The sequence below is a fragment of the Polymorphobacter multimanifer genome (genome assembly GCF_014205635.1).
Lineage (GTDB): Bacteria > Pseudomonadota > Alphaproteobacteria > Sphingomonadales > Sphingomonadaceae > Sandarakinorhabdus > Sandarakinorhabdus multimanifer.
This window is the reverse complement of sequence record NZ_JACIIV010000008.1, coordinates 102,867-126,484: the sequence shown is the minus strand read 5'-3', so window position 1 is coordinate 126,484 and position 23,618 is coordinate 102,867. Positions and strand designations below refer to the sequence as shown.

Annotated in this window: 24 protein-coding genes; 14 read left to right on the top strand and 10 right to left on the bottom strand. The window is 68.0% G+C overall.

Features of this window, described 5'->3' with window-relative positions; translation table 11 throughout:
- Positions 1-9: 9 nt before the first annotated feature.
- Genes lptE through FHS79_RS06780 form a run of 3 tightly spaced genes read right to left on the bottom strand, consistent with a single transcriptional unit; the run spans position 10 to position 3,457 of the window.
- On the bottom strand, positions 10-501 hold the full coding sequence (gene lptE / locus FHS79_RS06790; RefSeq protein ID WP_184197309.1) for an LPS assembly lipoprotein LptE: 492 nt from the start codon (positions 499-501) through the stop codon (positions 10-12).
- Positions 491-3,001 carry a leucine--tRNA ligase gene (leuS, locus tag FHS79_RS06785; protein ID WP_184197306.1) on the bottom strand — a complete coding sequence of 837 codons (2,511 nt, stop codon included), beginning with the start codon at positions 2,999-3,001 and terminating at the stop codon, positions 491-493. Before leuS ends, lptE begins: the two co-directional genes overlap by 11 nt.
- Before the next feature lie 9 nt (positions 3,002-3,010).
- Positions 3,011-3,457 carry a DUF3576 domain-containing protein gene (locus tag FHS79_RS06780; RefSeq protein ID WP_184197303.1) on the bottom strand — a complete coding sequence of 149 codons (447 nt, stop codon included), beginning with the start codon at positions 3,455-3,457 and terminating at the stop codon, positions 3,011-3,013.
- A gap of 253 nt (positions 3,458-3,710) precedes the next feature.
- Here FHS79_RS06780 and FHS79_RS06775 point away from each other — a divergent pair, with 253 nt between their 5' ends.
- Positions 3,711-4,391, top strand: a complete 681-nt coding sequence (locus FHS79_RS06775; protein ID WP_184197300.1) for a hypothetical protein — start codon at positions 3,711-3,713, stop codon at positions 4,389-4,391.
- 7 nt (positions 4,392-4,398) lie between these two features.
- Positions 4,399-5,088: a YggS family pyridoxal phosphate-dependent enzyme gene (locus tag FHS79_RS06770; protein ID WP_243452720.1), complete on the top strand. Its 690-nt coding sequence runs from the start codon at positions 4,399-4,401 to the stop codon at positions 5,086-5,088.
- A gap of 7 nt (positions 5,089-5,095) precedes the next feature.
- Here FHS79_RS06770 and FHS79_RS06765 read toward each other — a convergent pair whose 3' ends face one another.
- From FHS79_RS06765 to hisG, 6 genes are read right to left on the bottom strand one after another with little or no spacing between them, the layout of a single operon-like run.
- Positions 5,096-6,151 carry a hypothetical protein gene (locus tag FHS79_RS06765; RefSeq protein WP_184197294.1) on the bottom strand — a complete coding sequence of 352 codons (1,056 nt, stop codon included), beginning with the start codon at positions 6,149-6,151 and terminating at the stop codon, positions 5,096-5,098.
- 9 nt (positions 6,152-6,160) lie between these two features.
- The gene (locus tag FHS79_RS06760) at positions 6,161-6,820 is read right to left on the bottom strand and encodes a uroporphyrinogen-III synthase (protein WP_184197291.1); all 660 of its coding nucleotides are present in this window, start codon (positions 6,818-6,820) and stop codon (positions 6,161-6,163) included.
- A 6-nt stretch (positions 6,821-6,826) separates the two neighbouring features.
- Positions 6,827-7,741, bottom strand: a complete 915-nt coding sequence (hemC, locus tag FHS79_RS06755) for a hydroxymethylbilane synthase (RefSeq protein ID WP_184197288.1) — start codon at positions 7,739-7,741, stop codon at positions 6,827-6,829.
- Positions 7,742-7,748: 7 nt separating this feature from the next.
- Complete coding sequence (locus FHS79_RS06750; protein WP_184197285.1) at positions 7,749-8,621, bottom strand: PhzF family phenazine biosynthesis protein; 873 nt, start codon at positions 8,619-8,621, stop codon at positions 7,749-7,751.
- Positions 8,614-9,909, bottom strand: a complete 1,296-nt coding sequence (gene hisD / locus FHS79_RS06745; protein ID WP_184197282.1) for a histidinol dehydrogenase — start codon at positions 9,907-9,909, stop codon at positions 8,614-8,616. Before hisD ends, FHS79_RS06750 begins: the two co-directional genes overlap by 8 nt.
- Positions 9,893-10,555, bottom strand: a complete 663-nt coding sequence (gene hisG, locus FHS79_RS06740) for an ATP phosphoribosyltransferase (RefSeq protein WP_184197279.1) — start codon at positions 10,553-10,555, stop codon at positions 9,893-9,895. The genes hisD and hisG overlap by 17 nt, the downstream gene beginning before the upstream one ends.
- A gap of 124 nt (positions 10,556-10,679) precedes the next feature.
- On the opposite strand from hisG, the gene FHS79_RS06735 reads away from it, so the two are divergent.
- From FHS79_RS06735 to ccoS, 11 genes are all read left to right on the top strand, one after another.
- Positions 10,680-11,837, top strand: coding sequence for a saccharopine dehydrogenase family protein (locus tag FHS79_RS06735; protein ID WP_184197276.1), 1,158 nt, complete (start codon positions 10,680-10,682; stop codon positions 11,835-11,837).
- A 7-nt stretch (positions 11,838-11,844) separates the two neighbouring features.
- Positions 11,845-12,789 (top strand): cation diffusion facilitator family transporter, encoded by a 945-nt coding sequence (locus FHS79_RS06730; RefSeq protein ID WP_184197273.1) that lies wholly within the window; start codon positions 11,845-11,847, stop codon positions 12,787-12,789.
- A 10-nt stretch (positions 12,790-12,799) separates the two neighbouring features.
- On the top strand, positions 12,800-13,573 hold the full coding sequence (locus FHS79_RS06725) for an enoyl-CoA hydratase-related protein (protein ID WP_184197270.1): 774 nt from the start codon (positions 12,800-12,802) through the stop codon (positions 13,571-13,573).
- A 142-nt stretch (positions 13,574-13,715) separates the two neighbouring features.
- A complete protein-coding gene (gene ccoN, locus FHS79_RS06720) occupies positions 13,716-15,362 on the top strand; it encodes a cytochrome-c oxidase, cbb3-type subunit I (protein WP_184197267.1) in 1,647 nt (548 codons plus the stop codon).
- Positions 15,363-15,371: 9 nt separating this feature from the next.
- Positions 15,372-16,145: a cytochrome-c oxidase, cbb3-type subunit II gene (gene ccoO / locus FHS79_RS06715; protein WP_184197264.1), complete on the top strand. Its 774-nt coding sequence runs from the start codon at positions 15,372-15,374 to the stop codon at positions 16,143-16,145.
- The gene (locus FHS79_RS06710; protein ID WP_243452719.1) at positions 16,142-16,327 is read left to right on the top strand and encodes a cbb3-type cytochrome c oxidase subunit 3; all 186 of its coding nucleotides are present in this window, start codon (positions 16,142-16,144) and stop codon (positions 16,325-16,327) included. Before ccoO ends, FHS79_RS06710 begins: the two co-directional genes overlap by 4 nt.
- Positions 16,317-17,228: a cytochrome-c oxidase, cbb3-type subunit III gene (gene ccoP / locus FHS79_RS06705; RefSeq protein ID WP_424022262.1), complete on the top strand. Its 912-nt coding sequence runs from the start codon at positions 16,317-16,319 to the stop codon at positions 17,226-17,228. Before FHS79_RS06710 ends, ccoP begins: the two co-directional genes overlap by 11 nt.
- Positions 17,215-18,729 (top strand): cytochrome c oxidase accessory protein CcoG, encoded by a 1,515-nt coding sequence (gene ccoG, locus FHS79_RS06700; RefSeq protein ID WP_341534424.1) that lies wholly within the window; start codon positions 17,215-17,217, stop codon positions 18,727-18,729. The genes ccoP and ccoG overlap by 14 nt, the downstream gene beginning before the upstream one ends.
- Entirely contained in the window at positions 18,726-19,172 is a 447-nt protein-coding gene (locus tag FHS79_RS06695; RefSeq protein ID WP_184197254.1) for a FixH family protein, read from the top strand. The genes ccoG and FHS79_RS06695 overlap by 4 nt, the downstream gene beginning before the upstream one ends.
- Positions 19,169-21,319, top strand: a complete 2,151-nt coding sequence (locus tag FHS79_RS06690) for a heavy metal translocating P-type ATPase (protein WP_184197252.1) — start codon at positions 19,169-19,171, stop codon at positions 21,317-21,319. Before FHS79_RS06695 ends, FHS79_RS06690 begins: the two co-directional genes overlap by 4 nt.
- Positions 21,316-21,501, top strand: a complete 186-nt coding sequence (gene ccoS, locus FHS79_RS06685; RefSeq protein WP_184197249.1) for a cbb3-type cytochrome oxidase assembly protein CcoS — start codon at positions 21,316-21,318, stop codon at positions 21,499-21,501. Before FHS79_RS06690 ends, ccoS begins: the two co-directional genes overlap by 4 nt.
- Here the strand turns inward: ccoS and FHS79_RS06680 are convergent.
- Entirely contained in the window at positions 21,498-22,154 is a 657-nt protein-coding gene (locus tag FHS79_RS06680) for an OmpW/AlkL family protein (RefSeq protein ID WP_184197246.1), read from the bottom strand. The two genes, ccoS and FHS79_RS06680, sit on opposite strands and share 4 nt — an antisense overlap.
- A gap of 128 nt (positions 22,155-22,282) precedes the next feature.
- Between FHS79_RS06680 and hemN the strand changes: the two genes are divergently transcribed.
- Entirely contained in the window at positions 22,283-23,605 is a 1,323-nt protein-coding gene (hemN, locus tag FHS79_RS06675; RefSeq protein WP_184197244.1) for an oxygen-independent coproporphyrinogen III oxidase, read from the top strand.
- Positions 23,606-23,618: the final 13 nt, after the last annotated feature.

Here is a 23,618-nt window from a genome sequence, read left to right as displayed (position 1 = left end):
CGCTGGCCCTCAGCGGCCACGCGCAAAAAGCGCCAGCTTGGCGCCGATCTGGCGCGCCAACTCGGTCGAAAGCCGCTCCAGCGCCGTCGCCTCGGCAGCGACCACGGCATAGTTGGAGCTCACCCGGTCAATGCCCGAATCGGCGCCGGCGGTTGCGTCGAGCACCACGGTGTTGGTCGTCGTGTCGACCAGTCGATAGCGGGCACGCAGCGTGCGGCGCTCGCGGGCAGCCGAGTTGTCGCCGCGCACACCGAAGGCGACGATCTGGTCGTCTAGCTCGATCTCCAGCCGGTAGCGGGCATCATCCACCGGCCCCCCAAGCCGGTCGAGCAGCGCCTGCCGGACGAGAAAGCCCGAGCGATCGGGAATGGGAGCGACGCTGATATTCCGGAAGCTCGCCGCCGCCGCACCGCCGGCCCCGCCCGAATAGACCGGCGACAGCCCGCAGCCAGCCAGCGCCAGCGCCAGCGCGCCCGCAGCAAGGGCCGGCTTAAGCGACAAGGTTCACCAGCCGGTCGGGCACCACGATCACCTTGCGCGGCGCCTTGCCTTCGAGCGCGCGCACCACCTTGTCGCGCGCCAGCACCTCGGCTTCGAGTTCGGCACGGTCGCGGCCCTTGGGCGTCTCGAAGCTGTCGCGCAGCTTGCCGTTGATCTGGATGGCGATCGTCACCTGGTCCTCCACCAGCAGGGCCGGGTCGGCGACCGGCCAGGCGGCGTCGCACACCATGCCGTCCAAGCCGCGGGCTGCCCAGCCTTCTTCGGCCAGATGCGGACACATCGGCGCCACCAGCTGCAGCAGCACGGGGATGGCAGCAGCCCGTGTGGCGGAGGGAGCAGCACGCTCGAGCGCATTGACCAGCTCGTAAAGCTTGGCGACGGCCTTGTTGAACTGCAGACGGTCGATGTCTTCGGTCACCCCGGCGATGGTGCGGTGCAGCACGCGCGCCAGCTTGTCGTCGGTGACGTCGGCAGCCAGGGACTCATCGCTCGCCAGCCGCCAGACGCGCTGCACGAAGCGCCAGGCGCCATCGATGCCCGATTCGGACCAGGCAAGGTCGCGCTCGGGTGGGCTGTCGGAAAGCATGAACCAGCGCACCGCATCGGCGCCATAGGTGCCGATGATCATATCCGGATCGATCGTGTTCTTCTTCGATTTGGACATTTTCTCCGCACGCCCGAGCGCCACCGGCAGGCCGGTCGCGGTCTCGATCAGCCCCCCGTCGCGCCGCTCGATCGCCCCGGGTTCGAGCCAGGCCCCGGCCTCCGATTTGTACGTCTCGTGGGTCACCATGCCTTGGGTGAACAGCCCGGCAAACGGCTCGGCCACATCGAGCTTGCCGATGTGCGAGAGCGCCCGCGTCCAGAAGCGCGCATACAGCAGATGCAGGATCGCATGTTCCACGCCGCCGATATACTGGCCCACCGGCAGCCATTGCTCGGCCACCGCGCGGTCGAACGGCTTGTCGGCCGGCGCACTGGCGAAGCGGATGAAATACCACGAAGAATTGGTGAAGGTGTCGAGTGTGTCGGTCTCGCGCCGCGCCGGCTTGCCGCACGCCGGGCAATCGACATGCTTCCAGCTCGGGTGGCGGTCGAGCGGGTTGCCCGGCGCATCGAAGCTCACATCCTCGGGCAGCACCACCGGAAGCTGGTCACGCGGCACCGGCACTGCGCCACAGGCCTCGCAATGGATGATCGGGATCGGCGTCCCCCAATAGCGCTGGCGGGACACACCCCAGTCGCGCAGACGATACTGGGTCGTGCCCTGTCCCCAGCCCTCGGCCTCGCCGCGCGCGATCACCGCCGCCTTGGCGGCATCGACGCTCAAGCCATCGAGGAAGTGCGAGTGCACCAGCACGCCCGGCCCGGTATAGGCCTCGTCCTGAATCGGCGTGTCGGCCTCGCCTTCCGGGGCAACAACGCGTGGCACCGGCAGCGCATATTTGCGCGCGAAATCAAGGTCGCGCTGGTCGTGCGCCGGGCAGCCGAAAACGGCGCCTGTGCCATAGTCCATCAGCACGAAATTGGCGACGAACACCGGCAGCCGTATGGCGGGGTCGAGCGGGTGGATGACTTCGAGGCCGGTGTCGTGCCCGCGCTTTTCCTGCGTCTCGATGTCGGCGGTGGCAGTGCCCCCGGCGCGGCATTCGGCAATGAAGGCGGCGAGGGCGGGATCGGTCTCGGCGAGCGCCAGTGCGAGCGGATGCTCGGCGGCAATCGCGGCGAAGCTCGCGCCGAACAGCGTGTCGGGGCGCGTGGTGAAAACCTCGAAACCATCATCGCGCCCGGCAAGCGCGAAGCGGAACTTCATGCCGCGCGACCGACCGATCCAGTTCTCCTGCATCAGCCGCACCTTTTCGGGCCAGGCGTCGAGCGTTGCCAGGCCTTCAAGCAGTTCATCGGCAAAGTCGGTGATGCGCAGGAACCATTGGCTCAGCCGCCGCCGCTCGACAAGCGCCCCCGAGCGCCAGCCGCGGCCATCGATCACCTGCTCGTTGGCGAGCACGGTGTTGTCGACCGGATCCCAGTTGACGGCCGATTCCTTGCGATAAACCAGCCCGGCGGCGAGCATGTCGAGGAACAGCGCCTGCTCATGGCCATAATATTCGGGGTCGCAGGTGGCCAGCTCACGCGACCAGTCGAGCGCGAAGCCGAGACGCTGCAGCTGTGCCTTCATGTTGGCGATGTTGGCGCGCGTCCAGGCGCCGGGATGCACCTTGCGCTCCATTGCGGCATTTTCCGCCGGCATGCCGAAGGCATCCCAACCCATCGGGTGCAGCACCTCGAAGCCCTGGGCGCGCCGCGTGCGCGCAATCACGTCGCCCATCGTATAGTTGCGAACATGCCCGATATGGATGCGCCCCGAAGGATAGGGAAACATTTCAAGCACATAGGCTTTGGGCTTGGGGCTGTCATCGCGCGCGCGAAAACTGCCTGCCTTGTCCCATGCGTCCTGCCAACGCCGCTCGGCGGCGCTTGAATCGAACTTTTCCGCCATGGTTTCCGGTCAGCCGATCATCTGGGCGCGGCGCAGATCACGCGCGCGGCCGAGGATCACTTCCTCCAGCTTCTGCACGGTGCCGGCGCGCACTGCGGCATCGACCCAACCCGAGCCGGCGAGCGTCTGCCGCACGGCGGAGACCTTCAGCGCATCGGCGCGCAGCTCGGTGTCGAGGATCGCCACGGTCACCTTCACCCGCTCATTGGGGGCAGCAGGGGTGCTGTACCAGTCGGTCACGATCACGCCGCCGTTCGAATCGACCTGCATGATCGGCATGAAGCCCAGCGTGTCGAGCGAGGCGCGCCAGAGATAGGCGTTGACACCGATGGTGGTCACGCGTGCCGGCGCCTCGCGGCTCGCAAGCCCTTCCTCGCGGGACTTGCCGCAGCCCGCGAGCGAGGCGGCAAGAACAATCACAAGGGTGGAAGCGAGCAGGGCGGAGGGGCGACGCATCGTCAATCTTTCAGTGCAACAGGTGCACGCATATAAGCGTGCCCGGCGCATTGCGCCAATCCCTTCCGCCCCTGCGTGCGCCACACCCGAAAACTGTGGGTCTGAAACAACAGATGCAGAAAAATGCGGGACCATTTCGCTGCTCAGCAGTCGTTAAGCTATGGGCGGCAAGATGAGAGACTGGTAGGGCAAAATGATGATCGGGACGTCTGATTCGCGCGCATTGGCAAGCGCTTTGGCATGGGCACTGCCTGTGGCGATCGCCCTGTGCGCAGCGGCACCGGCGCAGGCTGCCAAGGTGCCGCCCAAGCCCAAGCTGGTCCTCGAGACTCCGATCACGCCGTTCAAGTCGCCGATGACCGACGACAGCACCAATTTCAGCTTCACCGTTCCCGGCGCCGCATCGGCACGGGCGCAGACCGTCGAGCGCGCCTTTCGCTTCACGCCGTCGGGCCAGAGCGACAATCGCAAGGCGCTTTCGGTCGGCGTCGCCACACGCGTCAACACGCCGGCCCTCGATCGCTCGCGCACGCTGGCCGCCGCCGAACCGATCCTCGTCAACAACCGTGCCTATAACGTCGATGTGTCGATCGCCTGGAAGGGCTTTGCGATCAACACAGGCTATAGTCATGCCGAGCCGGCGGAACGCGCTGCACCCCTCGCAAGCATTCGGGATTCGGTCGACCTCGGCCTGAGCTTCGGCGGCGCCAATTGGCGGACCAGCCTGCAGGGCACCGCCGAGGAGCGGATCGATCTCGGCTTTTCGCCTGTCGACCGGCGCTATTCGGTGGCGCTCGGCGGCGCATACATGGTCGCTCCCCGCCTGTCGGTCACCGGCGGCGTCCGCTACAAGCTGGCGCCCGAGGCCCCCACCCCGCTCGAGAGCAACCGGGCCGACCAGTCGGTCTATGTCGGCACCAACATCGCCTTCTGATCGGGGTTTGACCATCGCCGGCCTTCCGCAGGGTGCTGACACACCCGCCACCCGGCTTGCAGACGTGCAACAGCATATCGGCAGCGCCTGCCGCACCAGCGGGCGCGATTCCGCATCGGTGGCGCTGGTCGCCGTCAGCAAGACCTTCGGCGCCGATTCGATCACGCCGCTGCTGGCCGCCGGTCAGCGCCGCTTCGGGGAAAACCGCGTGCAGGAAGCCGCCGGGAAATGGCCGGCGCTTTGCGCCGAATGGCCGGGTGTGGAGCTGCATCTTGTCGGCCAGCTCCAGTCCAACAAGGTCGCCGAGGCCGTGGCGCTGTTCGATGTCATCCATGCCGTCGACCGCCCCTCGCTCGTGACCGCGCTCGCCCGCGCCCTGGCCGCCACCGATCGCCGACCGCGGTTGCTCGTGCAGGTGAACATCGGCAACGAACCCCAGAAGGGCGGCTGTGCCATTGCCGAAACGCCGGCGCTCATCGCCTCGGCGCGTGCCGCGGGATTGCAGATCCATGGCCTGATGGCGGTGCCGCCGGCCGAAACCGACCCTGCTCCCTATTTCGCGCTGCTCCACAAGATGGCGCGCGACCTGGCGCTGCCGGAAGTCTCGATGGGCATGTCCGGGGATTATCCGCTGGCAGTGCAATTGGGCGCCACGATGGTCCGCGTCGGCAGCGCGCTGTTCGGCGGGCGCGGCTGAGCTGCCGTCAGGCGGCGGTTCGCTCCGCTGGCCGCTTTTCGCCCGGCCGCTCTTCGCCCAGCCGCGTCACAGCACCCTCCTTGGGCTCGGCAGGCGGCGGGATCAGCGCCGCAACCTCCAGCGCCGCCAGCGCCTCCTGCCCGGCCACAAGGCGGGTGGCAGCCGCGAGCCAGCGATCGATGGCGGGCGGCCTCGGGTTCGGCAGCCGGCGCAATTGCAGTGCCGCCCCCTCGACATTGCCATTTGCCAGTAGGCGCTCGGCCGCTGTCCGTGGCGGCGGGCCGGCGTCGGCGCCAGCGGGCCGCACCAGCTTCGAAACGCGCTGGCTGAACACGTTCCACCAGCTCTGCCCCGATGCTGCCGGACCGGTTGTCGCCGACAGCGCGGAGAGTTCACGTTGCAATTGCGCCAGCGTCACCGGGGCATTGCCGAGCGCCGCCACCGCGCGCACTTCGCCAGGGTAGCGCGTCTCGAAGGCGCTCCGCAGCGGCGCTTCCACCGCGCCGAGCGGGCGCCCCTCGACAAGCGCGCGGCGTGCCAGCATCACCGTCAGCATCGCCTGCACGCGGCCCGAGGCGGCTTCGGCGTTCACCAGCGCCGACTCGCCGCGCGCTTCATCGGCTTCCAGCTTGGCGGCAAGCCCGGCAACTTCGGCAGTCAACCTGTCGATCCGGTCGGCCTCGCGCGCCAGCAGGTCGGTGCTGGTTTCCACCCTGGCCTCGGTCCGCGCCAGCCGCTCATCGGGCGCCGGCGTTTCCTCCTTGCGCGCTTCGAGCACCTCCATCCGCCGCGCCAGCGTGGCGAGCTCGGCGGCGGCGATCACGCTTGGCCGATCATCGGCAAAAGGCAGCCGCGTGCGCACCTTGTCCTCGAACCAGGGGTTGGCGATCATCCCGGCGCTGAACAGCAGCAGCCCGCCGGCCACCAGCCAGGGCAGCGGCGCGCGGCTGCGCTCGCCGCCGGCGCTTCGCGAGCCACGCTCGGTCGCCAGCCGCTGGCGCAGGCGCTCGGTGGCTTCGAGGCTGGCGCGATCGACTTCGCCACGATCAAAGGGAGTATCCATGTGTGGCGCTTATAGCCCGGCATCGGCCAGCGCCGCCAGCAGCGATGGTTCATCGGGCGAGGCTGCCGTAACGGTCCGTGCCCATGGCCCCGCGGCCGTCAGCACGGCAGGGCTGAGGGCCGCGAGCAGGAGGTCCGGAACCCGTCCCAGCCGCGCCCATTCGACCGCGAAATGCGCTGCACTGCGCGGGCTGTAGAGGAGCACTGCCTCGAGCGGCCCGGGATCGGCGAGCGGCAGCAGCCGGGCGCGATAGACGGTCCGCACCGTGATGGCGATGCCCGCAGGCATTCCCACTGCAGTCCGGTCCTCGCCGGCGAGGTGCAGCAACCGGGAAAACCCCCGGGTGGCTGCCGCATCGAGCAGCGCCGCCACGTCCCCGCCGAGTGCGTGCGCTTCGGCAAAGCCGGCACGGCGCGCCGCGGCGGCAGTCGCCTCGCCCACGCACAGCGCCGGCAGATCGTGCAGCGCTGCGGCGGCAGGCCCGGCAAGCCGCGCGCCGGCGGCGCTGGTGATCATCACCGCCTGCGGCCGAGTCTCCGGCAAGGCCCAGTCGAGCGCTTCATGGTCCATCAGCGGCGCCACCACCGCTTCAAAGCCGGCGGCTTCCAGCGCTGCCGCGGTGCGCGACGCCGAGGGCTCGGGGCGTGTCACCAGCACGCGTGCCGGCATGGCGGCTCAGGCCGGGTCGAACAGCGCGCGCACCGCGGGCGAAGCCTCGCCGAGCAGCCGCACCGCAAGCGCTGCCACCTCGTCGGCGGCATGGGCGCGCGGTACCATCAGCTCGCCGGCCAGCCGCTCGCTGCCGTCCTCAGCCAGAATCTCGGCGCGAAAGTGCACAAGCTCGCCCTCCAGCCGCGCCAGCGCCGCCACCGGACTGTGGCAGGAGCCGCCCAGCGCCGCGAGGAAGCCGCGCTCGAGCAGCACCGCCGCATGGGTGTCGGCATCGTCGATTGCCGCCAGCATCGCCAGCACCGCCTCATCGCCAAGCCGCGCCGTGATGCCCACTGCCCCCTGTGCACTGGCCGGCAGCATCACGTCGAGCGGCACCAGATGCCCGGCCTTCACCCCCAGCCGGTCGAGCCCGGCAGCGGCGAGCAGCGTGGCGTCAATGGCCCCGGCTTCCACCTTGGCCATCCGCGTCGCCACATTGCCGCGCAGCACCTCGGTGCGCAGGTCCGGCCGCAGCGCCTTCAGCTGTGCAGCGCGGCGGGGGCTGCTGGTGCCGATCACGGCGCCCTGGGGAAGTGCCGCGATCGATTCCGCCCCCAGCAGCCGCTCGCGCACATCGGCGCGCGGCAGCATCGCCGCCAGCGCAATGCCGTCGCGCAGTTGCGTCTCGACATCCTTCATCGAATGCACGCCGCAATCGATCCGCCCATCGAGAAGCGCCGCATCGAGCTCCTTGGTCCAAAGCGCCTTGCCGCCGATCTCGGCGAGCGCCCGGTCCTGCACCTGATCGCCCTTGGTGTTGATGACGACGATTTCGGTCGCGTCCTCGGCCCAGCCATGCGCCTGGCGCAAGGCCGCTGCTGTCATGTTCGCCTGTGCCAGTGCGAGCGGAGAACCACGGGTGCCGAGCTTGAAGGTCATTTTCGCCTCATGCTGCGGGATGGTTCAGGACGCAAGCGTCGCCTGAAAGCGACCCCTGCACGATGGTGCGGCACGCGCCGGAAACCCACAACCGTCCTGCCTCCCGCGCATCGAGATGCACCACCCCGTCATGCCCCATCGCCTGCCCCTGCGCCGCCCGCCAGCACCCCCCAGCCAACCCCTGCGCAACCTGCCATTGCGCCGCCGCAGCATTGAAACTCCCCGTCACCGGGTCCTCGCGCACCACCAGCGCCTGGTCGGTGAAGAAGGTCCGGATCTCGAACGCCACCTCGCCGCCAGCCGGATGCGCGCCGACAACACCCACCTCGATCCGCCGCGGCCAGCTGCGCGCCGGTGCCAGCGCCAGCACCGCCTCGGCACTCGCCAGCCGCACCGCGATCCAGCCCGGCCCATTGTCCGCCCAGGCCATGTCGAGCACGTCGGCCCCCTCAATGCCGAGCAGCGCCAGGACATCGTCGCGGTCGGCATCATCGACCGGCCCTTCGCGCAGCAGCGGCGGTGCCGCAAAACCGATCAGCCCGTCCGCCACCCGCAGCGGCACCAGCCCCACGCCACATTCCTGCACCAATTCGCCGCCCAAGCGCGGCACACCGCCCGCCGCCAACCAGGCATGCGCACTGCCCAGCGTCGGATGCCCGGCAAAGGGCAGTTCGCGATCGGGGGTGAATATACGCACGCGATAGTCCGCCCCCGCATCGGTCGGCGGCAGCAGGAAGCTCGTCTCGGAAAAATTCAGCCAGCGCGTCAACTGCAGCATCTCGGCATCGCCCAGCGCTTCCGCATCATGCACCACCGCCAGCGGGTTGCCGCCGAGCGCGCCATTGGCGAAGACATCGACGAGGGAAAAGGCTCTAGCCATTGCCCATCCGCAGCCGGATCGACGCCGCGTGCGCCGGCAGCCCCTCGGTGTCCGCGAGCAACGCGCCGGCGGGGCCGATTGCGGCCAGCCCTTCGGCCGAGCAGTCCAGAAACGTCGTGCGCTTCATGAAATCGACCACCGAGAGCCCCGAAGCAAAGCGCGCGCGGCGCCCGGTGGGCAGCACATGGTTGGGGCCGGCAAGATAGTCCCCCACCGCCTCGGGCGTGTGGCGGCCGAGGAACACCGAGCCCGCGTGGCGCAGCTGCGCGAAGATCGGCTCGGGGTCCTCGATCATCAGCTGGGCATGCTCGGCGGCGAGCAGATTGAGCAGCGGCACCGCGTCCTGCAGCGCCTCGACCGTGATGATGGCCCCATAACGCTCCCAGCTCGCCCGCGCCACCGCCTCGGTGGAAAGTGCCGGCAGTGCGGCTTCCACCGCCGCCATCACCGCATCGGCTTCGACCTCGCTGGTGGTGATGAGGATCGATTGCGCCACCGGATCATGCTCGGCCTGCGCCAGCAGGTCCGCCGCCAGCCAGGCCGGGTCGTTCATCCCGTCGGACAGGATCACCACTTCGGATGGTCCGGCGATCATGTCGATCCCCACCGTGCCATAGAGCTGGCGCTTGGCCTCGGCCACCCAGGCATTGCCCGGCCCGGTGATGACATCGACCTTGGGAATGCGCCCCGTGCCCAGCGCCAGCGCCGCCACCGCCTGCGCCCCGCCGATGCGGAACACGCGGGAGACGCCGGCGAGCCGGGCGGCAGCCAGCACCAGCGGATTGGCTTCGCCGCCCGGCGTCGGCGTGACCATGATGAGGTCGCGCACGCCCGCCACGACCGCGGGAATGGCGTTCATAAGCACCGACGATGGATAGGCCGCGCGCCCGCCGGGCACATAAAGCCCGGCGGCATCGACCGGCGTCCAGCGCACGCCGGTGCGCACACCCACCGCATCAGTCGCGTCATTGCCCGCCGGCATCTGCCGCAGATGGAAAGCGCGGATGCGCGCGGCGGCAAGATCGAGGGCAGCGCGCAGTTCGGGCGACAGGCCGTGAAGTGCGGCATCGAGCTCGGCCGGGCCGATCTCCCAGCCCTGTGCGTCGAGGTCGACACCGTCGAAGCGCTCGGTCAGCTCCGCCACCGCGGCATCGCCCTCGCCCGCCACGCGAGCGATGATGGCGCGCACATCGGCGGCCACATCGCCGGCACTGGCGCGCACATCGGCGACCAGGCCTGCAAAGGCCTCGGCAAAGCCGGGGGCGCCCGCGTCAAGCCGCAGCGGCATGGTCACCCTCCACCAGCCCGCGCAGCAGCTCCACCAGCGGCACCACGGCCGCATGCGTCTTCCATGCCGCCCGGTTGACGATCAGCCGCGAGCTGATCGCGGCAATCACTTCGACCTCGACCAGCCCGTTCTCGGCGAGCGTCTTGCCGGTGCTCACCAGATCGACAATCCGCGGTGCAAGGCCGGTCAGCGGTGCCAGCTCCATCGCACCGTTCAGCTTGATGCACTCGGCCTGGATTCCGCGCGCCGCGAAATGCCGCCGGGTGAGGCCGGGATATTTCGTCGCCACGCGCACGGCAGACAGGCTCGCCATGTCCTCGGCGAGTGCCGCCGGTTGCGCCACCGAAAGCCGGCAATGGCCGATCCCGAGATCGACCGGCGCATAGATTTCCGGAAAGGCGAATTCGAGCAGAACATCATTGCCGGCGATGCCGATCTCGGCAGCGCCAAAGGCAACGAAGGTCGCGGCATCGAAGCTGCGCACGCGAATGATGCGCACATCCGGCCGGCTTGTCTCGAACATCAGCTTGCGGCTGGCATCATCGTGAAAATCCGCCTCGGGCACGATTCCCGCACGCGCCAGCAGCGGCAGCGCCTCCTTGAGAATGCGCCCCTTCGGCAGGGCAAGGGTGAGTGGTTTCGACATGCCGTGCGCCTAGCGCAGCCCGCCCGCCATTGCCAGCGCGACAAGACCGCCCCGCTTGACTGGCACCCCCTGTTTTCGGCTGCACACACGCGATAAGGTGACTGCGACCTTCCGGAGCCGACCCATGAACCCCGATGCCCCCTTCGATCTCATCGTGCACGGTGCCACCGGCTTCACCGGCCGGCTGATCGCCGAGCACCTGCTTGCCCGCCATGGTGCCGACAGTTCGATCCGCTGGGGAATGTCCGGCCGCAGCGCCGACAAGCTTGCCACCGTGCGCGATGAGATCGGCGCACCCGAATCGCTGCCGCTCATCATCGCCGATGCCGCCGATCCCGCCTCGCTCGATGCCATGGTGCGCCAGACCAAGGCCGTCATCACCACCGTCGGGCCATACCAGCTCTACGGCGAGCCGCTCGTGGCGGCGTGTGCCGCAGCGGGCACGGATTATCTCGATCTCGCCGGCGAGCCGCTGTGGATGGCAGCGATGATCGAGAAGCACGATGCCGCCGCCAAGGCCAGCGGTGCGCGCATCCTCTTCTCCTGCGGCTTCGATTCGATCCCGTTCGAGCTCGGCGTCTTCCATGTGCAGTCGCTCGCCCGCCGGCTTCTGGGGGCATCCGCGCCGCGTGTGGCCGGCCGTGTCCGCGACATGAAGGGCGGGCTTTCGGGCGGCACCGCTGCCAGCGGTCGCGCCACCATGGCCGCCATCCAGGCCAACCCCGGCCTGCTGGCGACGATGTTCGATCCCTTCGCGCTCACCCCCGGCTTCAAGGGCGCCGAGCAGCCGCGCGGCGACAAGCCCCGGCACGACGACCTCATCGGTGAGGATGTCGGCCCCTTCATGATGGCAGCGATCAACACCAAGAATGTCCACCGCTCAAACCTGCTGCAGGGCCTGCCCTATGGCGCCGACTTCCAGTATGACGAAATGGCGATCGTCCAGCCCGGCGTGCAGACCGAATTCCCCAGCCTCTCGGCCGAAGACGCTCCCGCCCCCGGCGAAGGTCCCAGCCGCGAGGAACGCGAGACGGGATACTACGACCTGCTGTTCGTCGCCGTCGCCGCCGATGGCCGGCAGGTGCGCGGCAGCGTGCATGGGGACCGCGATCCCGGCTATGCCAGCACCTCAAAGCTCATCGCCGAAACCGCCCTCTGCCTCATCGAAGCCCCCGATGTGGCCGGCGGCATCTGGGTGCCGGGGGCCGCGCTGGGCCAGCGGCTGGTCGACCGGCTGTCCAGCCATGCCGGGCTGACCTTCCGCGACGAAACCGCGGGCTGAGACCAGCATGGCCGGCCACCACCATCACCATGATCATGATCATCACAACCATGGCGTCCAGCTCAAGGATCAGGGGCCGGCGTTCCGTCTCGGGATCGCGCTCAACCTCGGTTATGTGATCGCCGAGGTTGCGGCCGGGCTCATGACCGGCTCGATGGCGCTGCTCGCCGATGCCGGGCACAATCTGTCGGATGTGCTCGGCCTTGCCCTTGCCTGGGCAGCGGTGGCGCTCGCCGCGCGCCCCGCCACGGCGCGCTTCACCTTCGGCCTCGGCCGCTCGACCATCCTTGCAGCACTCGCCAACGCCATGATCCTGCTCGCCGCCTGCGGTGCCATCGCCGTGGAGGCGGTGCGCCGGCTGCAGGTGCCCGAGCCGGTGCCCGGCGGCGTGGTGATGCTGGTGGCAGGCATCGGCGTCGTCATCAATCTCGCCACCGCAATGCTGTTCCTGAAAGGCCGGAAGGACGATCTCAACATCCGCGGCGCCTATCTGCACATGATGGCCGATGCCGGAATTTCCGCCGCCGTGGTGGTCGCCGGGCTGCTCATCCTGCTCACCGGCGCGCACTGGATCGATGCGGCACTCAGCCTGCTCGTGGTGGCGCTCATCGTACGCGGCACCTGGGGCCTCCTCAAGGAGTCGCTCGCCGCCGTGCTCGATGCCGTGCCGCCGCATATCGACCCGCTCAAGGTGCGTACCGCCCTGCTGGCGACCCCCGGAGTCGCGGCGGTGCACGATCTCCACATCTGGCCGATGACCACGAGCCAGGTGGCACTCACCGCCCATCTCGTCATGCCCGGCGGCCACCCCGGCGATGCCGCCATCGGCCATATGGCACATGCGATGGCGCATGATTTCGGCATCGTCCACGCCACGTTCCAGATCGAAGCGGGCGTCGAAGCCTGCCCCGCCCCCTGCGCCATGAGCGCTGCCATGGGCGAAGCTGCTTGAGGAGCATCCGATGAACTTTGAAACGCTGCTGGTCGAAACCCATGATGCGGTCACGCTGGTTCGCCTCAATCGCCCCCAGGCCCTCAACGCGCTCAATTCGGCCGTCCTCGCCGATCTCATCACGGTGTTCGCCGCCTATGAGACCGATCCCGCCCAGCGCTGTCTTGTGCTCACCGGATCCGACAAGGCCTTTGCTGCGGGTGCCGACATCAAGGAGATGAGCCAGCAGAGCTTCGCCGCCATGTATGGCGGCAATTTCTTCGCCGGCTACGACCGGATCACCGCCTGTCGCAAGCCCTGGATCGCCGCCGTCTCGGGCTTCGCGCTCGGCGGCGGCTGCGAGCTCGCGATGATGGCGGATTTCATCATCGCATCCGAAACCGCAAAATTCGGCCAGCCCGAGATAAAGCTCGCGGTCATGCCCGGCATGGGCGGCTCACAGCGGCTGGTCCGCGCCATCGGCAAGGCCAAGGCGATGGAAATGTGCCTCACCGGCCGGATGATGGACGCCGCTGAAGCCGAACGCGCCGGGCTGGTGGCGCGCCTGGTGCCGATGGCCGAACTGGTCGACGAGGCCTTGAAAACCGCCGCCGCCATCGCCGCCATGGCACCCCTCGCTGCCATCGCCACCAAGGAGGCGGTCGATGCCGCCTTCGAGTCCACACTCACCGCCGGCATCCGGCTGGAACGTCGGCTGTTCCACGCGCTGTTCGGCTCCGAGGACCAGAAGGAAGGCATGGCCGCCTTTGTCGAAAAGCGTGCTGGAGCCTTCAAGGGTCAGTGATACGCGGCACGCCGAAGCCATCGATAGTTCCATGCGGCCAATTGCCGCACGCGCAGGCAAACACCCCATAGTTTGATCCAGATCAATGACGCTCGCCGCAGGGGCCCGCAAGCGGAGGCGAGAAGCGCTGATCGGATTTTCCATGGATTTCAGAATTTTGAGAACGGCGGGCTGGTCGCTCGCCGCCTTGCTGGCACTTGCTGCTGCCACGCAAGCCGTCGACACGCCCTTTGCCGTCCACATGATCATCTTCGCCGTCGCCGCCGCCCTCATGGTCGTCGCCACGCTCAACCGCGAGCACAAGCTCGCGGTCGGCAGCATCTCGCAAGACCTGACCGGCTATGATGACGACGTGATCCGCTGGGGCGTGATCGCCACGACCTTCTGGGGTGTCGTGGGGCTCCTGGCCGGGCTGCTCATTGCCTCGCAGCTCGCCTTCCCGCTGCTCAACCTCGATATCGAGTACACCAGCTTCGGCCGCTTGCGCCCGCTGCACACCTCGGCGGTCATCTTCGCCTTCGGCGGCAATGCCCTCATCGCCACCAGCTTCTACGTCGTGCAGCGCACCTGCCGCGCCCGGCTTGCGTTCGGCGGCCTCGCGCGCTTCGTCTTCTGGGGTTACCAGCTGTTCATCGTGCTCGCCGCCACCGGCTATGTGATGGGCGTCACCGCAGCGCGCGAATATGCCGAGCCCGAATGGCACGTCGATATCTGGCTCACCATCGTCTGGGTCGCCTATCTCGCGGTCTTCGTCGGCACCCTGGTCAAGCGCCGCGAGCCGCACATCTATGTGGCGAACTGGTTCTACCTGTCGTTCATCATCACCGTGGCGATGCTCCACCTCGTCAACAACCTCGCCGTGCCGGTCAGCATGTTCGGCTCCAAATCCTATTCGGCGTTCGCCGGCGTCCAGGATGCACTCACCCAATGGTGGTATGGCCACAACGCCGTGGGCTTCTTCCTCACCGCCGGCTTCCTCGCCATGATGTATTACTTCGTGCCCAAGCAGGCCGAGCGGCCGGTCTATTCCTACCGGCTGTCGATCATGCACTTCTGGTCGCTCATCTTCCTCTACATCTGGGCCGGTCCGCACCACCTCCACTATACGGCCCTTCCCGATTGGGCCGGCACGCTCGGCATGGTCTTCTCGATCATGCTCTGGATGCCGAGCTGGGGCGGCATGATCAACGGGCTGATGACGCTCAACGGCGCCTGGGACAAGATCCGCACCGATCCCATCATCCGCATGATGGTGATGGCGCTCGCCTTCTACGGGATGAGCACCTTCGAAGGCCCGATGATGTCGATCAAGTCGGTCAACTCGCTCAGCCATTACACCGACTGGACGATCGGCCATGTCCACTCGGGCGCGCTCGGCTGGAACGGCATGATCACCTTCGCCTGCATGTACTATCTGGCCCCGCGCCTGTGGAACCGCGAACGCCTCTACAGCCTGCGCCTCATCAACTGGCACTTCTGGTTGGCTACCATCGGCATTGTTCTCTACACCGCCTCGATGTGGGTGGCAGGCATCACCCAGGGCCTGATGTGGCGCGAATATGGCGCCGACGGCTATCTCGTGAACAGCTTCATCGAGACGGTCGAAGCGCTCCACCCGATGTACCTGATGCGCGCCACCGGCGGCCTCTTCTACCTCTCGGGCGGCCTCATCTTCGCCTTCAACATCGCCATGACCATCAAGGGCCGCATCCGCATCGAAAAGCCGATGACCGAAACCCCCTATGACGCTGCAGCCGACCGTCCGCTGCTGGCGCAACCCGCCGAATAGGACCGGACCATGGACGCACGCACCCCTCGCCCTTCAAGCGGGCCCGAAGCCCCGCCAAAACGCTTCACCCACCGCACCATCGAGCGCAACGTCACGCTGCTCGCGGTCCTGTCCTTCGTCGTTGTCGCCATCGGCGGCATCGTCGAGATCGCCCCGCTGTTCTGGATCGACACCACGGTCGAGAAGGTCGAGGGCATGCGCCCCTACACCCCGCTCGAGCAGGCCGGCCGCAACATCTATATCCGCGAGGGCTGCTACACCTGCCACAGCCAGATGATCCGCCCCTTCCGCGACGAGGCCGAGCGCTACGGCCACTACAGCCTCGCCGCCGAGAGCATGTACGATCACCCCTTCCAATGGGGATCGAAGCGCACCGGCCCCGATCTGGCGCGCGTCGGCAACCGCTATTCCGATGAATGGCACGTCCAGCATCTCAAGAACCCGCGCAGCGTCACCCCCGAATCGATCATGCCCGGCTACAGCTTCCTCTCCGAGCGCAAGCTCGATGCAGGCGACATGCGCGCCCATCTGAAGGCGCTGTCACGCGTCGGCGTGCCCTATGACGAGGCCGCCATCGCCGCCGCCAACGACGATCTGCTCGCCCAGGCCACCCCCGATGCCGACGCCGCGAGCCTCGTCGCGCGCTACCCCAAGGCGCAGGTCCGCGATTTCGACGGTCAGCCCGACCGCGTCACCGAGATGGACGCGCTGGTGGCCTATCTTCAGATGCTCGGCACCCTCATCGATTTCGAGGCCGCCGCGGCCCAGGAGCAACCGCGATGACCCTGGGTATGACGGCGGTCGAGACCTATGACGCGCTGCGCCACTTCGCCGACAGCTGGGGGCTGGTGATGCTCGGTGGCATCTTCCTCTGCCTTGTCGGCTGGACCTTCCGCAAGGGAGCCAGCGCCGACATGGACCGCGCCGCCAACAGCATCTTCGAGGACGATGATCATGGCGCATAAACACATCGACGAAGCCACCGGCACACCCACCGTCGGCCATGAATGGGACGGTATCGAGGAGCTGGACACGCCGCTGCCGCGCTGGTGGCTCATCACCTTCATCCTCTGCATCGTCTTTGCCGTCGGCTATGTTATCTTCTACCCCGCCATCCCGCTCGCCAACTCCGCCACGCCGGGCACCCTCGGCTGGTCGAGCCGCGGTGATCTCGCCAAGGAGATGGCAGCCGACACGTCACGCCGTGCGCCCGTCTTCAAGGCCATTGCCATCACGCCCCTCGCGCAACTGCCCGCCAATCCGGCGCTGCTGGCACAGGCCATCGAGGGCGGCCGCGCCGCCTTCAAGGTGCATTGCGTGCAATGCCACGGCGCCGGTGCCGCCGGCTCGGTCGGCTATCCCAACCTCAACGACGATGACTGGCTTTGGGGCGGTGATCTTGGCGCCATCGAGCACACGCTGATCAACGGCATCCGCAACCCCGATTACGACGAGACGCGCAATTCACAGATGCCGGCATTCGGGGAGATCCTCGGCAATGCCGAAATCGAGGCGGTCATCACCCATGTCCGAAGCCTGTCCGGCCTCGAAAAGCCGAGCCTCGCCGGGGCCACCGTGTTCGCTGACAATTGCGCCGCCTGCCATGGCGAGAATGGCAAGGGCAATCGCGATCTCGGCGCTCCCAACATCGCCGACAGCATCTGGCTCTACGGCGGGGACCGCAAGACCCTCAAGCACACCATCACCTATGCCCGTGGCGGCGTGATGCCCCGCTGGAACGCCCGGCTCAATCCCGTCACCATCAAGATGCTCGCTGCCTATGTCCATTCGCTCGGCGGCGGCGAGGCCGGCCCCCCGCCCGTGCCCGCAGAAGTGGCCGAGGCGAGCACACGTGTCGACGAATAGTCTCTTCAGCCTGAACAGCGCGCTCTACGAGAAGCGCAAGGGCGTCTATCCCAAGGCCATCACCGGCTTCTACCGGCGCTTGAAATGGATCATCATGGCGGTCACGCTGACGATCTACTACGTCACGCCCTGGCTGCGCTGGGACCGCGGCCCCTATGCGCCCGATCAGGCGGTGCTCGTCGATCTCGCCAACCGCCGCTTCTACATGTTCTCGGTCGAGATCTGGCCGCAGGAATTCTACTATGTTGCCGGCATGCTCATCATGGCGGGCATCGGCCTTTTCCTCGTCACTTCGGCGGTCGGCCGCGCCTGGTGCGGCTATGCCTGCCCGCAAACCGTGTGGACCGATCTGTTCGTCCATGTCGAACGCTTCATCGATGGTGACCGCAACGCCCAGATCAAGCTGGCCCGCGCCCCCCTGTCGCCCGCCAAGCTGGCCAGACGCTCCACCAAATACGCCATCTGGCTCGCCATAGCCGTCGCCACCGGCGGCGCCTGGATCTTCTATTTCGCCGACGCCCCCACCCTGTTTGCAGCCTTTGTCCAGGGCGAAGCGGCGTTCGTCGCCTACGCCACCGTCGGCGTGCTCACCGCCACCACCTTCGTCCTCGGCGGCTTCATGCGCGAGCAGGTGTGCATCTACATGTGCCCATGGCCGCGCATCCAGACGGCAATGCTCGACGAGAAATCGCTCATCGTCACCTACAAGGATTGGCGCGGCGAGCCGCGCACCCAGGGCCTCAAGCGCACCATCGAAGCCGATTACCCGGTCGAATCCATTGCTAGCCAGCTCCAGCCAAAGGCAGCCCGCACTGGGGACTGCATCGATTGCAACCAGTGCGTCGCCGTCTGCCCCACCGGCATCGATATCCGCCAGGGCCCCCAGCTCGGCTGCATCACCTGCGCGCTGTGCATCGATGCCTGCGACAAGGTCATGCTGCAGATCGGCCGCCCGCGCGGACTGATCGACTATGCCACGCTCGATGATGCCGTTGTCGAAAAGGCCGGCGGCACCGCCACGCCGGTCATCAAGACCCTGCTGCGCCCGCGTACCCTCATCTATTTCGCACTCTGGGCCGGCATCGGGATCGCCATGCTGTTCAGCCTCGGCGAGCGCGCGCGGCTCGACATCAGCATCGATCCCGATCGCAACCCCCGCTTCGTGCAGCTGTCCGATGGCCAGGTCCGCAACAGCTACACCGTCAAGCTCCGCAACATGGAAGCCCGGCCGCGCACCGTCGATGTCACCCTTTCCGGCCTGCCCGGTGCAGTGCTCTGGACCGAATCCGGCAGCCGCGACGCCGCCAGCACCAGTGTTCGCCTCGCCCTCCAGCCCGATGCCGCCACCAAGGTCCGCATGTTCGTCGCAGCGCCGGCATCCGGCCCCGCACAAAGCCGCTACCAGATCGTCGCCGTCCCCACCGATGGCGTACCCGGCACCAACACCGCCCGCCCCGCAGAAGCCAGTGTCACCTTCGAGCGCCCGGAGGCCAGTCGATGACCGCGCGCCGCTTCACCGGCCGCCACATGTTGGCCGCCATGCTCGGCTTCTTCGGCATCATCATCGCCGTCAACTTCACCATGGCCTGGTTCGCCAGCAGCACCTTCGGCGGCACCGTGGTCGACAACAGCTATGTCGCCAGCCAGAAGTACAACCAGTGGCTCGCCGCCGCCCGCGCGCAAGAGGCGCTGGGCTGGACCGTCGCGATGACGCTCGATCCCGCCCGCCATGTCGAGGTCACGGCCTCGCTGCCTGCTACCCGCGTCACCGGCACTGCCACCCATCCCCTCGGCCGCCTGCCCGAGCAGGCGCTGGCCTTCGTCCAGACCGGGGAAGGCCGCTACCGCGCCACCACGCCGCTGCCGCCGGGTCGCTATCTCGTCCGCATCATCGTCGATGCCGAGGGTACGCGAGCCGGCTTCCAGCAGGATGTGCCGGCATGAACGCGCGGACCCCGGCACTGGCCGGCACTGAAGCCAGCACAAGCCTTTTCGCCGTCGAGGGCCTGCGCTGCGCCGGCTGCATCGCCAAGCTGGAAAACGGCCTCGCGGGCGTCGCCGGCGTCCATGCCGCGCGAGTCAACTTCACCACCCGCCGCGTCAGCATCGCGCATGATGCCGGCCTCGACGCCGATGCGCTGCAAGCCGCCATCGCGCAGCTCGGCTTCACCGCCGAGCCCTTCCGCGGCGAGGCCAGCAACCCCGTCGATCCGGAAAGCCGCACCCTGCTCAAGGCGCTCGGCGTCGCCGGCTTCGCCGCCATCAACATCATGCTGCTATCCGTCTCGGTCTGGTCGGGCGCCGAGGGCTCGGTTCGCAGCCTGTTCCACTGGCTGTCCGCCGCCATAGCATTGCCCGCCATCGCCTATGCCGGCCGGCCCTTCTTCACCAGCGCGTGGGGCGCCCTGCGGGTGGGCCGCACCAACATGGATGTCCCCATCTCGATCGGCGTCGTCCTCACCTGCGGCGTCAGCCTCTACGAGACGATCATCCACGGCCCACACGCCTATTTCGATGGCGCCACCATGCTGCTGTTCTTCCTGCTCGCCGGGCGCTTCCTCGACAGCGCCATGCGCGCCCGCGCCACCGACAGCGTGGCGGCCCTGCTCCGCCAGAGCGCGCCGGGTGGCCATGTCCTCGCCAAGGATGGCAGCACCAGCTGGCGCGCCGCCGCCGAGCTGGCCCCCGGCATGCGCCTGCTCGTCGCCAGCGGCGAGCGCTTCGCCGCCGATGGCATCGTCGAATCGGGCACCAGCAGCGTCGACCGCGCGCTCATCACCGGTGAAAACGCACCCGTCGCCGTGGCCCCGTCAGATACCGTCCTCGCCGGCACCATCAATCTCGATGCGCCCCTCACCGTGCGCATCACCGCCGCCGAAGCCGATACCGTCATCGCCGACATCGCCCGTATGATGACCAGCGCCACCCAGGCCAAGTCGCTCTATGTCCGCGTCGCCGATCGTGCCGCCCGGCTCTATGCCCCTGCCGTCCACAGCCTCGCTGCGCTCAGCTTCCTCGGCTGGATGCTCGCCGGCGCCGGCTGGCACGAATCGCTGCTCATCGCCGTCGCCGTGCTCATCATCACCTGCCCCTGCGCATTGGGGCTCGCCGTTCCCATCTCGCAAGTCGTCGCCAGCGGCGCACTAATGCGCGTCGGCGTCCTCATCAAGGATGGCTCGGCGCTCGAGCGGCTCGCCACCGTCGACGCCGTGCTCCTCGACAAGACCGGCACCCTCACTCTCGGCCGCCCCATACCCGTCGGCACCCTCCCGCTGGGCGCCCTTGAACGCGCCGCAGCCCGGGCACTGGCGCAAGCCAGCCGCCACCCGCTTGCGCGTGCACTGGCCGCGGCCCTCACCGCCGAGGGCATAGTCGCCGCGCCCGTCTCCGATCTCGACGAGCAGCCCGGCCTCGGCATCAGCGGCATCATCGATGGCCAGCCCGCGCGCCTCGGCCGCCCCGATTGGGTCGGTGCCGCCGCCTCCGGAGACACTTTGCTCACCGCGTTCCGCCTCGGCGATGCGCCCGTCCGTCTGCTCGCCTTCCACGATGGCCTCCGCCCCGATGCCCCGGCCGTCATCGCCCGCCTCGCCGCCCTCGGCTTGCCGGCCACCATCCTCTCCGGGGATCGCCCGCAAGCCGTCGCCAGCATCGCCGGCGCGCTCGGCATCGCAGCACACGCCGAACTCCAGCCCGGGGACAAGCTGGCGCGCATCAACAGCCTGCAGGCGCAGGGCCGTCATGTGCTGATGGTGGGGGATGGCCTCAATGATGGCCCCGCGCTGAAAGCAGCGCATGTCTCCATGGCCCCCTCCTCGGCAAGCGATGTCGGCAAGACCGCCGCCGATCTCATCTTTCTCGGCGATCGCCTGATGCCGGTGGCGCAGGCAATCACCGTCGCCCGCCGCACCATGGCGGTGGTCCGGCAGAACTTCGTCTTGGCCATCGGCTATAATGTGCTCGCCGTGCCGCTCGCCATTGGCGGCCAGGTCACCCCGCTGGTCGCCGCCCTCGCCATGTCGGGCTCCTCGCTGATCGTCGTCGCCAACGCGTTGCGCCTGCGGACGGCTGCCCGGAGCAAGACCCTGTGAGCGGCCTCGTCCTGCTCATCCCGGTGGCCCTCGGCCTCGGCCTCGCCGGCCTCGCTGCCTTCTTCTGGGCGATCCGCACCCGCCAGTTCGAGGATCTCGACGGCGCCGCCCTGCGCATCCTCATCGATGACGACAAGCCGGCGCCAGCGTCCGGCTCATCGCCACCCCCCATCGAAGATTAGAACCGGAACCCCAGCCCGATGCCGGCGACGATCGGGTTGATGTCCACCTTCACCTGCTGCACGCCGATCGCCGCCGTCGAAAGCCGGGCGGTCGTGCGCATGTCGATGTACTTCACATCGAGGTTGAGGAAGATCTTCTTCGTCAGGTCGATGTCGGTCCCCGCCTGCAGCGCCCATCCGAAGCTGTTCGAAAGTCGCACATCGGTCTTGCCGACAGCGGCCTGCAGTCCGTCCGAAGCCTTCTCGTTCCAGAACACCGAATAGTTCACGCCTGCGCCCACATAGGGCCGCACCTTGGCTTCCGGCAGAAAGTGATACTGCACCGTGAGCGTCGGCGGCAGCACCCAGGTCGAGCCCAGCTTGCCGATGCTCCCCGTCGTGCCGGTCCGCCCCGTCAGGCTGTGCTTGGTTGTCGCCAAAATCAGCTCGAGGCCGATATGGTCGCTCGCCATATAGGTGAAGTCGAGCTCGGGCATGAACGAATTGCCCACACCCACTGTTTCTCCGGGAAATGCCGGCAGGATCGGCCCTGACTTCTCGGTCGGCGCCACCATGATCGTGCGCACCCGCACCAGCACATCGCCCTGCGCCGCCTGCACCGGCATGCCTCCAGCGAGGAGGACAAGACCGATCAAACCCGTGATTTTCTGCATTGCATGTCCCAGCAAGTTGTTGTCAGCGCGGCCTAGGCGCATGATCTCACCAGCGCATTGATACAGAACAAGAAATGCCTTTGACGTGGATCAAGGACGCCACATGGCGGCGCGTTACAACACCCCCCATGTCGATCTATTTTCCCGAGCTGCTCGCCACCCCGGTGCCGCGCTACACCAGCTATCCCACTGCCGCCGAGTTCCACCAGGGCATCGGCGCGCAAGACATGGCCGCCGCCATCGATGCCGTTGCCCCCGGCACACCGGTGTCGCTCTATCTCCACATCCCCTTCTGCCACCAGCTCTGCTGGTATTGCGGATGCAACACCGGCACCACCGGCCGCGGGGACCGGCTGCGCGCCTATCTGGATCGTCTCAAGGCGGAAGTGGCGCTCGTCGCGGCCCGGCTCGGCCAGCGCGGCCGCATCACCCGCATCGCCTTTGGCGGCGGCAGCCCCAACGCCGTCGCAGCCGCCGATTTCGCCGCCCTGCTCGGCCACGTCCGCCAGCATTTCGCCGCCGATAGCGCCATCGTCTCGGTCGAGATCGATCCGCGAGGTCTCGATGCCGGTTGGGCGGCGATGCTGAAGGCCGAGGGCGTCACCCGCGCCAGCCTCGGCGTGCAGACGCTCGATCCCGCCATCCAGGCCGCCATCGGCCGCATCCAGCCGCTTACCGTCATCGAGAAGTCGGTCGCACTGCTCCGCGGTGCCGGCATCACTTCGCTCAATTTCGATCTGATGTATGGCCTCCCCGGTCAGCAGCCCGAGCACCTCGCCGGCACGCTCGCCTCCAGCATCGCGCTGGCGCCGGACCGGCTGGCGGTGTTCGGCTATGCGCATGTCCCGCACCTCATCGCGCGGCAAAGGCGCATCGACGATACGGCCCTTCCCGATGCTCCCGCCCGCTTCGCCATGGCCGAGTTCGCCACGCGGATGCTCACCGCCGCCGGCTACCAGCCGATCGGCTTCGATCATTTCGCCCGCCCCGATGATCCGCTTGCCCTTGCTGCGCGTGAAGACCGCCTGCACCGCAATTTCCAGGGCTTCACCGATGATGATGCCAAGGTCACCCTCGGCATGGGTGTCAGCGCCATCAGCGTGTTTCCCGATCTGCTCGTCCAGAACGAGAAGCACAGCGGCCGCTACCACGCCGCGATCGGCAGCCAGCGCCTTGCCGCCGCCCTCGGCTGCCGCCGCTCGGAGGAGGACCGGGTGCGCGCCGGCATCATTTGCTCGATCCTCGGGACGGGCGCAGCCTACGCCGGCCGCCTCGCCTGCCAACCCCAGGTCCGGGATCGGCTCGCCCCATTTGAAGCGGCCGGCCTGTTGCACTGGCGCGGATCCCGGCTCGAGCTCGCCGCCGACGCCATGCCCTATGCCCGCACCATAGCCGCGGCGTTCGATACCCACCGCCAGGTATCACAGGTCCAGCTCAGCCGCGCGGTCTGATCAGCCGGAAGCG